This is a genomic window from Carnobacterium funditum DSM 5970, from assembly GCF_000744185.1.
Taxonomy (GTDB): domain Bacteria; phylum Bacillota; class Bacilli; order Lactobacillales; family Carnobacteriaceae; genus Carnobacterium_A; species Carnobacterium_A funditum.
In genome coordinates this window covers 1,800,167-1,814,559 of record NZ_JQLL01000001.1, presented here as the reverse complement: position 1 = coordinate 1,814,559, position 14,393 = coordinate 1,800,167, and the positions used below count along the sequence as shown (strand labels likewise).

The 14,393-nt window shown below is 35.6% G+C and carries 12 protein-coding genes; 8 read left to right on the top strand and 4 right to left on the bottom strand.

The genetic code is table 11. The features are described 5' to 3' along the window. Positions 1–465: 465 nt before the first annotated feature. On the top strand, positions 466–906 hold the full coding sequence (locus BR44_RS08520; RefSeq protein ID WP_034551872.1) for a GNAT family N-acetyltransferase: 441 nt from the start codon (positions 466–468) through the stop codon (positions 904–906). A 367-nt stretch (positions 907–1,273) separates the two neighbouring features. On the opposite strand, the gene BR44_RS08515 is transcribed toward BR44_RS08520, so the two are convergent. Both BR44_RS08515 and dapF read right to left on the bottom strand, forming a co-directional pair. Then, on the bottom strand, positions 1,274–2,485 hold the full coding sequence (locus BR44_RS08515) for an LL-diaminopimelate aminotransferase (RefSeq protein ID WP_034551870.1): 1,212 nt from the start codon (positions 2,483–2,485) through the stop codon (positions 1,274–1,276). Further along, the gene (gene dapF / locus BR44_RS08510; RefSeq protein WP_034551868.1) at positions 2,486–3,334 is read right to left on the bottom strand and encodes a diaminopimelate epimerase; all 849 of its coding nucleotides are present in this window, start codon (positions 3,332–3,334) and stop codon (positions 2,486–2,488) included. It abuts the gene before it with no gap. A 509-nt stretch (positions 3,335–3,843) separates the two neighbouring features. Here dapF and BR44_RS08505 point away from each other — a divergent pair. From BR44_RS08505 to BR44_RS08485, 6 genes are all read left to right on the top strand, one after another. After that, positions 3,844–6,291 (top strand): FAD-dependent oxidoreductase, encoded by a 2,448-nt coding sequence (locus BR44_RS08505; protein ID WP_034551866.1) that lies wholly within the window; start codon positions 3,844–3,846, stop codon positions 6,289–6,291. Positions 6,292–6,354: 63 nt separating this feature from the next. After that, positions 6,355–6,630, top strand: coding sequence for a metal-sensitive transcriptional regulator (locus BR44_RS08500; RefSeq protein ID WP_034551864.1), 276 nt, complete (start codon positions 6,355–6,357; stop codon positions 6,628–6,630). Positions 6,631–6,798: 168 nt separating this feature from the next. Continuing rightward, entirely contained in the window at positions 6,799–7,800 is a 1,002-nt protein-coding gene (locus BR44_RS08495; protein ID WP_034551863.1) for a nucleoid-associated protein, read from the top strand. Between the two features lie 316 nt (positions 7,801–8,116). Then, positions 8,117–8,956, top strand: a complete 840-nt coding sequence (gene msrA, locus BR44_RS08490; protein WP_034551861.1) for a peptide-methionine (S)-S-oxide reductase MsrA — start codon at positions 8,117–8,119, stop codon at positions 8,954–8,956. A 131-nt stretch (positions 8,957–9,087) separates the two neighbouring features. Next, a complete protein-coding gene (locus BR44_RS11925; RefSeq protein ID WP_342668087.1) occupies positions 9,088–9,444 on the top strand; it encodes an aldehyde dehydrogenase family protein in 357 nt (118 codons plus the stop codon). After that, positions 9,441–10,226, top strand: a complete 786-nt coding sequence (locus BR44_RS08485) for an aldehyde dehydrogenase family protein (RefSeq protein WP_051912635.1) — start codon at positions 9,441–9,443, stop codon at positions 10,224–10,226. The genes BR44_RS11925 and BR44_RS08485 overlap by 4 nt, the downstream gene beginning before the upstream one ends. 213 nt (positions 10,227–10,439) lie before the next feature. Here the strand turns inward: BR44_RS08485 and BR44_RS08480 are convergent, their stop codons facing one another. Further along, positions 10,440–10,649, bottom strand: a complete 210-nt coding sequence (locus BR44_RS08480; protein ID WP_034553168.1) for a hypothetical protein — start codon at positions 10,647–10,649, stop codon at positions 10,440–10,442. Between the two features lie 718 nt (positions 10,650–11,367). Here BR44_RS08480 and BR44_RS08475 point away from each other — a divergent pair. Next, complete coding sequence (locus BR44_RS08475) at positions 11,368–12,333, top strand: alpha/beta fold hydrolase (RefSeq protein ID WP_034551859.1); 966 nt, start codon at positions 11,368–11,370, stop codon at positions 12,331–12,333. A 357-nt stretch (positions 12,334–12,690) separates the two neighbouring features. Here the strand turns inward: BR44_RS08475 and BR44_RS08470 are convergent, their stop codons facing one another. Continuing rightward, the gene (locus tag BR44_RS08470; RefSeq protein ID WP_034551857.1) at positions 12,691–13,602 is read right to left on the bottom strand and encodes an AEC family transporter; all 912 of its coding nucleotides are present in this window, start codon (positions 13,600–13,602) and stop codon (positions 12,691–12,693) included. Positions 13,603–14,393: the final 791 nt, after the last annotated feature.

Genomic DNA, 14,393 nt, shown 5'->3' with positions numbered 1-14,393 from the left:
CCGTAGGGATACAAACAGCTTTAATTAAAGATGTTATTTTTAAATTAAAAAATACACTGACTGTATAAGCTACAAACCATCCATTTCACAAGTTAATCTAGTCCAACTTAACATCTAATTCTGATCTTACTGGAACAATTCCTGACCAATTGGATCGTTCTCTTGTATAGCGCCAGCAGTTATTATCCTCATTTAATATTGCACTTGAACGGACTATACTAGGCACTATCAAAACGACTCTCAGAAGATTCATTGTTTACACATTTATTAAGCGTTTTTGATGCGTCTTTTATTTATTCAACCTTAAAGATTTCATCTTGTTTCAGGTGTTCTTTTTTGACTGATTATCGTAGTCCTTTCTGTTAGAGGATGCCCTAAAAAATTCGCCTATTTTTTATTTGTGCCGACTTTGCTATAATAAGGCTATTATGAACGGAAATCGCTATTCTGTCAGGAGGATTAAGTATGTGGATAATCAAACATTTTGGAGAACTCACGAACAATGAGCTCCACCGTATTTATAAAGAACGCACAACTGTATTTGTTGTTGAACAGGACTGTGCCTATCAAGAAATCGATGATATTGATCTTACAAGCATCCATTTCTTCAAACAAGCAGATGATGTATTTATGGCCTATGCACGCCTTATTTTAGAACCCGGCAGCACCCGGATTGGGCGGGTAATGGTCCCGAAAGAACAAAGGAAAAACGGATTCGGTGAAGAGTTATTGACAGTCATTTTATCTTATGCGGATCAACACTATCCTGGACTTCCCATGAATGCCCAAGCACAAGCCTATCTGCAAACATTTTACACATCATTCGGTTTCCGACCTATTTCAGAAATCTACCTGGAAGACAATATTCCACACATCGATATGGTAAGAGATAGCCTCATGTCGTAGTCAAATACAGAATAGAATTCGGCGAGAAGAAACATGAAATAAATAACTATCTAATTGCAACCCTACTAGGTATCGTCAACAACTATGTCTGGATTATGCATCAAACACGTTACGACAAAGTTCTGAACTTCATCAGACAAAAAAGTTCAAGGGCAAAATACCTTGAACTTTTTTGCGTGTGCTTATAGCATCAGACCACCGAGTTCCATTTCCATTCCAATTTGATGCTTTTCATGAAGATTATGCGTCGAAAAGAATTAGGAACAAATAGGGCTAGCTAAAAATTATATTGCTTATCTGGATAATAAACAAAAAAAGACTTGAAGTAGCTTGGCCTATTGCCTAGCTGCCTTCAAGCCTAGATAGTCTATTGTGTAATACGTTTCATTGCTTCCTGAACCGATTCGTAATCTCCGAATGCCGAGAAACGAACGTAGCCTTCGCCACTTGGGCCAAAACCTGAACCTGGCGTCACAACGATGTTCTTCTCTTCCAGTAGGAAATCAAAGAATGCCCATGACGTCATTCCTTCTGGTGTTTTAGTCCATACATAAGGAGCATTTACGCCACCAAATACTTCGTAACCAGCTTCCATCAAATACTCACGGATAGTTTTTGCATTGCGCAAGTAGTAAGCGATTTGTTCTTTAATTTGTTTTTTACCTTCTTTTGAATACACGGCTTCTCCTGCACGCGAAACAATGTACGGAGCGCCGTTGAATTTCGTAGAGTGTCTTCTTGCCCATAAATCACGTAGAGCAACTCCTTCACGTACCAATTCTTTCGGAACGACCGTATAACCTAAACGCAAACCGGTGAAGCCTGCCGTCTTCGAAAAACTTCTGACTTCAATGGCGCACGTTCTGGATCCTTCAATTTCATAAATGGAACGTGGGATGTTCGCTTCCGTGATGAAGGCTTCATAGGCAGAATCATAGATGATGATAGCCTCTTCCTTGTTTGCATAGTCAACCCACTCTTGCAAGGCTTCCTTCGTCAAGGTAGTTCCTGTCGGGTTATTCGGGTAGCACAAGTAAATCAAATCGACATGATTTGTCGGTAAAGAAGGCGTAAACTCATTTTCACTCGTCGCAGAAAGATACGTAAGATCACTCCAAATTTCCGTTTCAGCATTGTATGTACCTGTACGTCCGCTCATGACATTGCTATCCACATAAACAGGGTAAACCGGATCGCCAACAGCGACCTTGTTGTTCCGTCCGAATATTTCCTGAATATTTGCTACATCGCCCTTTGCTCCGTCTGAAATGAATACTTCATCGGATTCGACATGTGCGCCTCTTGCTTCGTAGTCCTGTTCAACGATTTTTTCACGTAAAAAAGCATAACCCAAATCGGGTGCATAACCATGGAACGTATCCATGCTTGTTTGTTCATCGACTGCTTTATGGAGCGCTTCTACGACAGCTGGCACCAGTGGTTGCGTTACATCGCCAATACCCATGCGGATAATCTTCGCTTCCGGATGTTTCGTTTGATAAGCTGTAATCTTCTTTGCGATTGTAGAGAACAGATAACTTCCTTTTAAGTCTAGATAATCGTGATTTACTGTAACCATTTATGCTTTCACTCCTCTAATATCTATCGTTCCTTCGTATACTGTTGTGGCGGAACCGGATAAATAAACCAAATTCGTTCCTTCATCCCATTCCACCAATAAATCTCCGCCTAGCAGTTTCACCGTTACTTTTCTACTAGTATAGCCATTCAAATGGGCAGCTACTACTGCCGCGCAAGCACCTGTTCCACAAGCCAATGTTTCGCCGGAGCCCCTTTCCCATACACGCATCTCGATTGTCTTATTGTCGATGATACGGATAAATTCCGTATTCACCTGTTCTGGAAATACTTCATGATGCTCGAAGTACGGTCCAATTTTTTCAATTTCGATCCCTTTAGTGTCCTCCACAAACGTAACGACATGAGGGTTCCCCATTGAAACCGCCGTAACTTGGTAAGTTTGTCCATTCACTTGTAAAGGCTGGTTGATGCATTCTTCCTCAGACCAACGCATAGGAATGTCTTTTGTTTTTAAAATAGGCATCTCCATATCAACACGTGCTCTTGTAATTTCGTCGCCTTCTTTTTCTAATTCGATGGTTTTGATGCCACTTTTTGTCTCGACCGTCAACATTAGTTTATCCGTTAATTCTTTATCATAGACGAATTTTGAGAAACAACGGATTCCGTTGCCGCACATGGCTCCTTCTGATCCATCCGCATTGTACATCCGCATCATAAAATCAGCTTTATTAGATGGCCGGATCAAAATTAACCCGTCTGATCCGATACCAAAATGGCGATCACTCACAACTAAAGAAACGGCCGCTGGATTAGTGATTTTTTCATCTAAATCATTTACATAAACATAATCATTGCCTATCCCATGCATCTTTGTAAAATCCATTTTAACCCCTCTTTATGTTCATCAAATTTTAATCATACTTCATTATAAAATAGTTTTCCCGATTAAGCGAAGCATTTAAACCTACTGGATGAAAAAAAGTGAATTGCTTTATCTCAAATTCTCGTGGAAAAGCAAAAGAGACTAAGTCTTTCCATTTACTACTACTTACTACAAATAAATCTTTTTACTACAAATAAATCTTTTCTCCAGACTGATTTGTTACAGAAATAGTATGGAGAAAAGATTAGCAAACTTTTACCCCCTATTCATTTTCTTCTTTAGTGCTTTATATAGTTCTTTGCATTTTTCAACTTTTTATATCTTTCTCCTTAAAAAATCTTTTTACCTACCATACCCCTAAAGGTACACTTATGAGGCTTTCCGTTTATTTGTTGCGTTACCATATTTGACAGTCTTTTAATTATAGACTTAAAACACTTGACTATCATACCCTAGTAGGGTATATTTTATATTGTGAAAAAACAATCAAATCCAAAGGAGAATTACTCATGGCACAAAAAATACTTATTATCGGCGGTGTAGCTGGTGGAGCAACAGCTGCTACTAGACTTCGCCGTTTAAACGAAGATGACACTATTATTCTTTTTGAAAAAGGTGAATACATTTCATTTGCCAACTGCGGTCTTCCATACCACATTGGTGGGGAAATTAAAGAGCGCGATAGCTTATTGCTACAAACTGTTGAAGGTATGGAGCAGCAATATGCATTAGACATCCGCAATTTTTCTGAAGTAACTGCGATTGATCCAAAAAATAATGAAATTTCTGTTTTGAATCATCAAACAGGTGAAAATTATACAGAAACGTTCGATAAACTAATTATTTCAACTGGCGCAAAAGCCATCACACCCGCAATTCCAGGTATGGAAACTGCTAAAAATGTCTTTTCATTACGCAATATTCCTGATATGGACCTTATTAAAGAATATATAGCCGAAAATGACATCCAAACTGCAACCATCATTGGTGGTGGGTTTATCGGTTTAGAAATGATGGAAAACCTTAAAATATTGGACCTTGATGTTCAATTAGTTGAAATGGCACCTCAAGTCATGCCCAATATCGATTTTGAGATGGCACAACAATTGCACACTCAAATCAATATGCATGGTGTTAACTTATTACTAAATGATGGATTGAAAGAATTTAAAGATCATGGAAAAAAACTGTTATTAACGAGTGGCAGAGTATTGGAAACGGATATGACCATTTTATCTATTGGCGTTACTCCAGAAAATACATTAGCTAAAGAATGCGGCATCGAACTTGGCTTTAAAAATGCTATCAAAGTTAACGAGCAGCTTCTAACAAATTACCCAAATATTTTCGCAATTGGGGATGTTATTGAAGTGAAAGATGTTGTGGATGGATCACCTACAAATATCCCTCTTGCATGGCCAGCGAATCGTCAAGGACGTTTAGTGGCGGATATCATCAACGGCATTCCTGCAATGTACCCAGGAACGCAAGGAACTTCTGTCGCTAAAATTTTCGAATTGACTGCTGCTTCTACTGGGAATAGTGAACGCATGTTGAAAAACAAAGGAATTGACTTCCAAGTGATTCATGTGCACCCCAACTCACATGCTGGTTATTACCCTGGTGCTAGTCCGATTCATTTGAAATTACTTTTCGGAAACGATGGTAAAATTTTAGGTGCACAAGGTGTTGGAACTAAAGGGGTTGATAAACGCATTGATGTTATCGCAACAGCAATGAAATTTGGTGGAACGGCAGATCAACTGGCCGCTATCGAGCTAGCTTATGCTCCCCCCTATTCTAGTGCAAAAGATCCAGTTAATATGTTAGGATACACAGCTGATAATATGATGAATGAAAAAATCAAAACGATTCAATGGCATGAAGTCGATGCGTTATTAGAACAAGATGCATTCTTTTTGGATATCAGAGAAGACTTTGAACTAGCAACTGGCTCATTGCCAAAAGGCGCATTTATTCCTTTAAATCAATTAAGAAACAGACTAGATGAATTGCCAAAAGATAAAACTATCTATGTTTACTGTCAAGTGGGTTTAAGAGGATACAATGCTGCAAGAATCTTGATGCACAATGGTTTTGATGTAAAAAATCTTGATGGCGGTTATAAAACATATAAATTTGCAAACTATGTATTAAAAAATAAGCCCTTCAAAAAAGTCGTGAAAGAACAACCGGTAGATCCTTCTCAAACTTGTCCTTTAACAACTATCGAAGTGGATGCTTGTGGATTGCAATGTCCTGGTCCGATATTAAAAGTTAAAGAACAAATGGACCAAATGTCTGATGGACAAAAAATGGTCGTTAAAGCGAGTGATTTTGGCTTTAGTGCTGATATTGAAGCGTGGGCTAAAAGTACAGGAAATACTGTCTTAAAAAATGAAATTGAAGGCGATAAAGTCGTTGCAACCTTATCAAAGGGCAACCTCTTACAAAACACTGCTAACCTTCCTCAAGAAGGCGTGATGAAAGAAACAAAAGAAGGCGCAACGATGGTAGTCTTTAGTGGCGATATGGATAAAGCTTTAGCTTCTATGATTATCGCTACAGGTGCAGCCGCAATGGGTAAAAATGTGACGATTTTCTTTACTTTCTGGGGATTAAGCGTCTTGAAAAAACAAAAAATACAAAAAAGCGGTATGGCAAAATTATTTGACATCATGCTTCCTAACAATGCGGATAGCTTACCTATTTCTTCTATGAACATGGGTGGTGCTGGTGCTAAAATGATGAAAACAGTGATGAAACAAAAGAATGTGGACCCATTACCAGTCATGATTGAAAAAGCAAGCAACTTAGGTGTTAAATTTATTGCTTGTACCATGAGTATGGATATCATGGGGATTGAAAAAGAAGAACTATTTGATTTTGTTGAATATGGTGGTGTCGCAGCTTACCTTGGCGATAGCGAAGATTCTAACTTAAACTTGTTTATCTAATATCTATGTACTTATTCTATTTAAAAGGATATACTATAACTGACTTTTAGAAAGAGGGATACAATGGATACGGAAAATAAACTAGAACAAAAAAAGAAAATTATTAATCGTTTAAAACGGACAGAAGGCCAGGTTCGCGGTGTTCAAAAGATGATTGATGAAGACAAAGAATGCATAGATGTCATCACACAATTGAGCGCCACTCGCGCTAGTATTGATCGTGTGATGGGCATAATCGTTGCTGAAAATTTAAAAAATTGTTTTGAGAACCCTACTAAAGACGTTCAAGACCAAGCACAAAAAATTGATCAGGCTATCAACATGATTATAAAAAAATAGCAAGTTAAATAAGCTGACTCCATTTTTATGGAGTCAGCTTATTTTGTTTTTAGCACTTAAAAAATAATTGTTTAGAAATTTCCAATCCTGCTTTTCAAAAAAGCTCTTTTTTGACTGTCCAATTTATGAGATACTGCTAAGCGTGACTGAAAAAATGGAGGGAACAAGATGATTTATATTAAAGAAGCTATTTTACACATTTTTGATTTGAACAGTAATGAACCTATTTTTTCTTTTGCCGGATTAGATCTTACGGAGAAATTCACTTTTGATTATCTTCACGCCATGATTGAGAAAGTAGAAGATTCAGACAACATGAAAACTGGGATACTAACAGCAGATAACCCCTTGATCCAAACTCTTCATACTCTTCAAGATGATTTTATTGAAACAACTAAAACCTTAACTGAAAAATTCTTTTCTATTACAAAACTCAATCCAGAAATACCACCAGCAGATTTATTATTCGTCTCCTTTACTTTAGACGAAGTGCCCTGTTTAGGATTGTTTAAACTAAATTATTCTGACAGCATCACTCATTATGTTTCTTACGAAGAAGATACGTTAATCAATCAGTTGATTGTGAATCGTTCAATTTTACCGAGTGCCCGCCAAGCCATTCAAGAAGGAATGGTGTTGGACTTAAGCAATATGGAATACCACGTGATCGAAAAGAAACACATGATTACTGAATTAGCAGAGAAAATTTTCTATTTTACAGAATTATTTTTAGAAGATAAACCTCAACCTAGTCTCAAAGAGAATATCTCTATCATAAAAAAAGCCGTTCAAAAAACAAGCAAGGCGTTTAATGATGAAGAATTCCAAGTATTAGCTGATACGAAAGAGGCGCTTGTTCACAGTATGACTGAAGAAAATGTCATTGATAACCAAGTGATTGCTGAGACTCTTTACGGGGATGATCATGCAAAGAAAGAAAAGTTTTTTGAGGAAACAAAAGAATTAGGCTACGTAGACAAAGCTCCTGCCCAAGTCGCTGTAGCTGGGCCAAAATATTCAAAACAAAAATTCCGTTTAGATAACGGCATAGAAATTAGCATCCCTATCGAACTTTATCGAAATCCAGAAGTTGTCGAATTTATTAATAACCCTGATGGAACTACTTCTGTGATGATTAAAAATATTGAAAAAATTAAAAACTTGTTTTAATAAACTAAGCAGATTTAGTCTTCATTGGCTCAAGTGAACGATAAGAAACCTTCCCTTAAATGAGTATTGAAAAACTCACCTAAGGGATGGTTTTTCTAGTATATCTTTTGTACTGTCTTCTTTCAATATTCGTATTTATGGATTCAAATAGTTCTTAGTCCATACTTACTGATGTATAATAAAAAAAACAACTATCGCTAGACTCATTAGTTTTAATCCTTGATAACGATACTTAGATAACTATCACTAATGAATCTAAAATAAAATGAACTCAGAATTTTTCACTGTAAAATCAAACATAAGGAGGGTCATCAACATGAAAATGAATCACGAAGAGACACTCAATGACTTATATAACCTCATACTCAATCCTGGGACCCGTAAATGGGAAAGATCCCTATTATCATCAGCCAAAAACAGCTTAGAAGATGGTGCTAATTTTGATACCCATTTGGCAAAACTTGAAGCTGACTTACGCCCACTAGCTTTAAGAGGTACTTTAACCCCTGATGTGACGGATTTTTATAGAAAGATTACTGGTACTAATATTGACACCGTTCAATTTGATCTGACGAAACACTACACGAATGATCTCACTTATCAAGATTCTGCCGTTTTTGCAGGAGGCTGTTTCTGGTGTATGGTAGAGCCTTTTGAAACTCTTAAGGGAATTGTTTCAGTCTTATCTGGTTACACTGGAGGAGATGTGGATAATCCCACTTATGACCAAGTGAGCGGCCGCCATACTGGACATGTCGAAGCAGTTGAGATTATTTTTGATACGAGAATCATTAAATATGAAGATTTACTAGAACTTTATTGGCAATTGACCGATCCAACCGATGAGTTTGGTCAATTTCAAGATCGTGGCAGTCAGTATCGTCCGATTATTTTTGTTCGAAATGAGAAACAACAAACAATTGCTGAAAAGTCAAAACAGCGGTTAGTTAAATCAGATAAATACAAAAAACCAATCGTTACGCTAATTCAACCAACAACAGAATTTTGGCCGGCTGAAAACTATCACCAACAATTTTATAAAAAAAATCCAGGTAACTATAAAAAGATTGAACGAGCACGCCAACAATTAATGGCCTATCAACGTTTAGAAAATAACATTAGAAATGAACTTAAACGTTTTACAAAGAAGTCTTAACAGTAAGGAAATCATTTAAACTCATAAGGATGTAACTAATCGATTCTAATAAAATTGTGGAGGATATTTAATGGAAGATCAACTAAACGTGACAAAAACATTGGCCCAACACCAAAAATTATTCTTTTCGTATAAAACAACTAGAAAACTTAAAAAAAGGTATTCTTAAATATGAACAACACATTACTGCTGCTTTGCAAAAAGATTTGGGGAAAAATCCTGTAGAAACTTACGTAACAGAAATAGGCTTTGTTTTAAACAGCATTAGAGAAACCAAGAAAAAAATTCCTGAATGGGCTAAAGATAAGAAAGTGTCCACTCCTTTTTTTCTCTTTCCCTCAAAAAGCAAACGGCATTATGAACCTTATGGAACCGTATTAATCATTGGTCCGTTTAATTATCCCTTTCAATTGTTGATTGAGCCTTTAATTGGAGCAATTTCTGCAGGAAATACCATTATTTTAAAACCGTCGGAAAAGAAGTCATGAAAGCCGCTGCTGAACATTTAACCCCAGTGACACTGGAACTAGGTGGAAAAAGTCCTACACTTGTCTTACAGGATGCTGATATTCAACAAGCTGCTAAAAGAATTCTTTATGGGAAACTACTTAATGCTGCACAGACTTGTGTGGCACCGGATTATGTCCTTATTCATGAAGAACTCAAACAGCCTTTTATTGAGGAATGCCAAAAAGTTATTCAACAGTTCTATGGGACCAATGTGCAAAATAGCCCTGATTTCACAAGGATTGTTAATAAAAAACACGCTACTCGCTTAAACACTATTCTAGAAGACTCTAAAGATGAAATTGTGTTTGGCGGATACGTTGATCTAGACGATCGATATATTGAGCCGACCTTACTTGATTCGGATTGGACTTCTCCTTTTATGAAAGATGAACTATTTGGTCCGCTATTGCCCATCATTAGCTTTCATGACTTGGACAAAACGATAGTGCAAATAAATAAGCGGTCTAAACCCTTGGCTCTCTATATTTTTTCTAAAGATAAGAACTTACAAAATAAAATTATCCCTAAAACCAGTTCCGGTGGTGTCACTATCAATAATACGATTTTTCACCTGGTATCTCCTAATTTGCCTTTTGGTGGAGTCTTAAATTCTGGAACGGGCTCTTATCACGGGAAATACAGCTTCAACACTTTTTCACACGAGCGAAGCATCCTATCCTCTAAAAGATTAGAAGCTCCTTTTATTTTCCCACCTTACACTGACAGTAAATTAAAATGGATTCGTCGCTTTTTAAAGTAGTTTTTGATCCGTTGTTATTGCTATTCATTTTTAACAAAAATGTATGCGTTATAACTCATTCTAATAAAACTAGTTGTTTAGGATTAAAATTGCTCCTTTTTATTGTTTTATTGTTTTAATCTTGTAGGCTTCTATTAACTAAATCCTCTATATATAAAAAGAAATACCGACTTTTCTTTAAGAAAAGTCGGTATTTCTTTATTCACTATACGTTTAGCGTGACTCTTTTAGAGGTTGGCAAGCTTCACACTTGCGTTGCTTTTTATTTTTAAACTTTGTAAATGTTTTTTCAAAGTTATTACCACATGCACATTTAAATAGTAATTTTTGAGAAAAACCATGGTACTCTGTCGTTAGCAACTTACTATCTGAATTCTTTTCAACAAATTCTTTAATCGTACCAATAGTCCATTGTTTATTCATTCTCTTACACCTCCACTTTTTATCACTAGACGAAAACCTCTTGGCATCGGTTCTACATAAAATCATCATTATCAACTCCTAATTGTAACATGAGCGGATACAATTAAACAGGTAGACCTAACTCAAATAGCGTCAATTTTTTCGAGCAAGCTTTGTATTTCTTTCATCTCCAATGTAAAATGTACTTGTATCATATAATTGCCTCCTTGGTACATTTTTTGTCGTTAAAAACATTGTACCGTAAAGAGGCTTTCAAGAAGCGCCCTTTTCTTTTACACCATTATATGGACTTTATCAAATAAGATGTATCAAACAAGAAAAATTTCCAAAAATGATGATCCAGTCTCCCCTCATAGTCTAGGTGTGTAATAGACTAATTTCGGATGCACTATTGATTTGAAATCAATTATTTTAGTTAGATACCTTGCTACTGACATTAGTATATGACTGGCTACTAAAGACACCCATACGTGGACATTTCCCTCTATCGCTCAGCCTTAAAAAGTATCAGAAAAGATATAGAGCAGATAAAGCTTATGGAGAATTACTTTTACAATTCCTCAAATTTTTAGCGATACTGTTTTACATACGTTTTCCACTATCTTTTTTGAGAAGTGTGCTATATTTATTAAGAATTAACAGATAAAACCTCTAGTTTCTATTAAGTCCAATAGGATAAAACTAACTACTATTTTGAGAACATATGAGGAGGATCATCATGAAAAAGTGGAGTAAGAGACTTGTTTTATTTGTCTTAATTGCTTTTATACTAGTAAGCGTTTTACCTTATTTAATTACTGTTAAAACATCTGATTCAATTAATGAAAAGCCATTTGTGGAAAGTAGCTTCGAAACTGTAAAAAATATCAACATTCATTATCGTTTTTATCAGCCTATAACAAGTGAACCAAAAGGAAAAATATTACTGGTTCATGGTCTTGGAGGGTCTACTTTCTCATGGAGAAACAACGTTCAAGACTTACAAGATGAAGGTTATCTCGTAATAACTGTTGATTTACCTGGATTCGGATATAGTGATAAAGGCTCAGGTATAGATCATAGTCAAGATGCTAGAAGTAAAATTCTATGGAATTTATTGGATACTATCGATTTGTCTTTAGAAGAAGAGACGAAAAAATTAGATTGGACTTTAGTAGGACATTCTATGGGTGGTGGAACCGTTTCAGCTATGGCAATGAGTCGATCAGAAGAGACGGATAAGCTTATTTTAGTATCAGGAGCTCTATTTGATAACAACCCTTCGACAGTTCCAGATTTAATTTATTATGCTCCAATCAAAAGGGCCATAGATGTTGTGTACAGTAACTTTGTACTCACCAGTGGAAGAATAGAAAATTTTCTTTCCTCAGCATATGGTAGAGAACCTTCTAAAGAAGAAGTCGAAGGATACCTTAACGCATTACAACTGAGTGAAACTCCTAGTTTTATACCTGACTTTCTTAAAACAGCTAAAAGTAAACCGATTGAGAAACTTAAAAATAATAACGTCCCTATTCTTTTTATTGCTGGAGAGAATGATACGTGGGTTCCTAAAGAACAATACGCAGAACTCAAAGAAATGATTCCAAGAGTAAAAGTAGACGTAATTAACGGTGCAGCTCATTGTTCAATGGAAACTCACCCGGAAGAATTTAATAAACAATTATTAAACTTTATCAATTAAGAAAAAAATTCAGTAAAAAAATATAGATAAGACAGACAGGCACTATTTAACCGTCTGTTCGACATTCACAACGAATAATTGCGAGCATGTAAACTACTGTGTCCTTTTATTTTTTAAGCTTAGTCTTTTTAACCAGTGGGATCAACATAAAGTATAAAAACAAATTAGCGGAATTTATTAGAATTATTTAATCATTACACTTATCATAGCGACTTTTTATTTAGGTTAAGACGCAATAAAAATACGAAACGAAACGTTTTTTTGATTAAGGTTAACAGTGGATTACACCTATCATCAAATGAAAGATAACTGATTTTGATACAAAGGTTTTATCCCATTAGTCATTCTATCGATTCCTCACATAATTAAAGCAAGTGCAGCTGTCATAAATAGTAATGAAAGAATAATACTGCTGGAAGATAAAAATCCAGAAAGAGATTCTTTGTTACCGTAAACCACCATATTAATAGTAGAAACCGTAGCAATTGGTGCGAGTGCCAAAAGAACCAAAGATAGTCGAACAATTTCTGGTAAAGGCAACAAAAAGTAAGAGGCTAGCGCAAATAAAATACCTAAAGTGTAACGCGTAAAAAGAAGCTGTGCTACTTTTTTTAAATCGCTCCGCGAAATAGTAACTTCTAAATAAAGGCCGATCATAAACATGGACAAAAAGGCGTTACCACTAGCAAATAGTTCAACGATAGAAAGAACATTTTCTGGAATAGTAACGTTAATTACTGCTAGTAGAATCATAATAATATACGTTGTAAAAGTTGGTGAACGAAAAAGTTGGAAAACAACTTCCTTTGTCCCTCTTGTACCGCGATTTTGGCCGGTTATTTTGTCTGCTAACATAGGAGTCCCCCCAAAAACCATCAACGCGTTTCCGGTATCAAAACTTCCAATAAAAGGAATAGCTTCTGGAAAGAACCCTTGTACAAATGGAATCGTGAAATTCCCAATATTATACCCAGCTTGACTGAAGATCATCAATGCTTGATCAGCCGTTTTTCTTTTGCGCCAAATAAATCCTCCGATAGCAATCAAAACAATATTGGTTAATAATCCCAACGATATCATAATGAGTAAAATACTATTTAATTCAACCGAATTAAAACCGATAATAATCGTTGCCGGCAAAGTTACATTTAAAATGATTTTGGAAATGGTACCTCCGTCTTTTACTTCTAATATTCTACCAACTTTAAAAAGGTAAGCTGCTAGAATAACCAATACAAAACTAATAGCTTGTGTAAGTACAGCACCCACGAATGATTTCACTCCTTTTATTTTCTGAAATAGTAAAAATTTGAATCCTGTCCTTAAAAATCAAATTGACCTTTCTGTCTTTTCACCCCACTCCACTTAACACGTTTCTTTACCATCAAGTTTCGAGGCTTTTAAATACTATCCTATCATTTATCTTAACAATATCTATACTCAATTCATCCTTTTTTGGGGCTTCGAAAACTTTCAAGATATTTTCACGTAAGTCTATCGTCTGGCTCCTACGCCATTACTTGACTGGTAAGCTAACTACTAGCTTACTTTTTTTCAAAAATTATTACATTCTAAGTATACACAATGGATTGCTATCTATTTAACTTTACCTCTTCAAGTTACGTTTTAAAATCAAATGACCTTTGACTTACTTTTATTGGCATTACCTGAATTTATTTGAATTCAATTAGTTTAATTTACTTAAGCAACCAGTAAAGAGCCTATAAAAAATTTCACTGATAAAAAAAGTGACATTCAAATTTTTGATACCTCTTAGCATCCAGCTATAAAATCATTTTCTTTATTTATTATGACAAACCTAAAGGAAGAAATCAAAAAAAGGATAAAGTAAAAAAACTTTACCCTATTCAAATAATTGTTTGAATGACTTTATGAATTTGTCTTAACTGTGATAAGTCATACTCGTTGGCCGCTATTTAATGACCTATTAAAAAAATAATCAGATTTACAGCAGCGAAAAGCTCCTCACTTAAAAGCAATTGTGTCCCTAACAAAACCTGAACTGAGCGTCGTTCCTGACTAGTCAAACAATATATGTT

What these genes read in the sequence shown, in the direction of transcription:
- BR44_RS08500 (WP_034551864.1), top strand. Translation starts at nt 6,355, where the DNA reads ATGGATACGGAAAATAAACTAGAACAAAAAAAGAAAATTATTAATCGT.
- BR44_RS08475 (WP_034551859.1), top strand. Translation starts at nt 11,368, where the DNA reads ATGAAAAAGTGGAGTAAGAGACTTGTTTTATTTGTCTTAATTGCTTTT.
- dapF (WP_034551868.1), bottom strand. Translation starts at nt 3,334, where the DNA reads ATGGATTTTACAAAGATGCATGGGATAGGCAATGATTATGTTTATGTA.
- BR44_RS08495 (WP_034551863.1), top strand. Translation starts at nt 6,799, where the DNA reads ATGATTTATATTAAAGAAGCTATTTTACACATTTTTGATTTGAACAGT.
- msrA (WP_034551861.1), top strand. Translation starts at nt 8,117, where the DNA reads ATGAAAATGAATCACGAAGAGACACTCAATGACTTATATAACCTCATA.
- BR44_RS08505 (WP_034551866.1), top strand. Translation starts at nt 3,844, where the DNA reads ATGGCACAAAAAATACTTATTATCGGCGGTGTAGCTGGTGGAGCAACA.
- BR44_RS08485 (WP_051912635.1), top strand. Translation starts at nt 9,441, where the DNA reads ATGAAAGCCGCTGCTGAACATTTAACCCCAGTGACACTGGAACTAGGT.
- BR44_RS08515 (WP_034551870.1), bottom strand. Translation starts at nt 2,485, where the DNA reads ATGGTTACAGTAAATCACGATTATCTAGACTTAAAAGGAAGTTATCTG.
- BR44_RS08520 (WP_034551872.1), top strand. Translation starts at nt 466, where the DNA reads ATGTGGATAATCAAACATTTTGGAGAACTCACGAACAATGAGCTCCAC.
- BR44_RS08480 (WP_034553168.1), bottom strand. Translation starts at nt 10,649, where the DNA reads ATGAATAAACAATGGACTATTGGTACGATTAAAGAATTTGTTGAAAAG.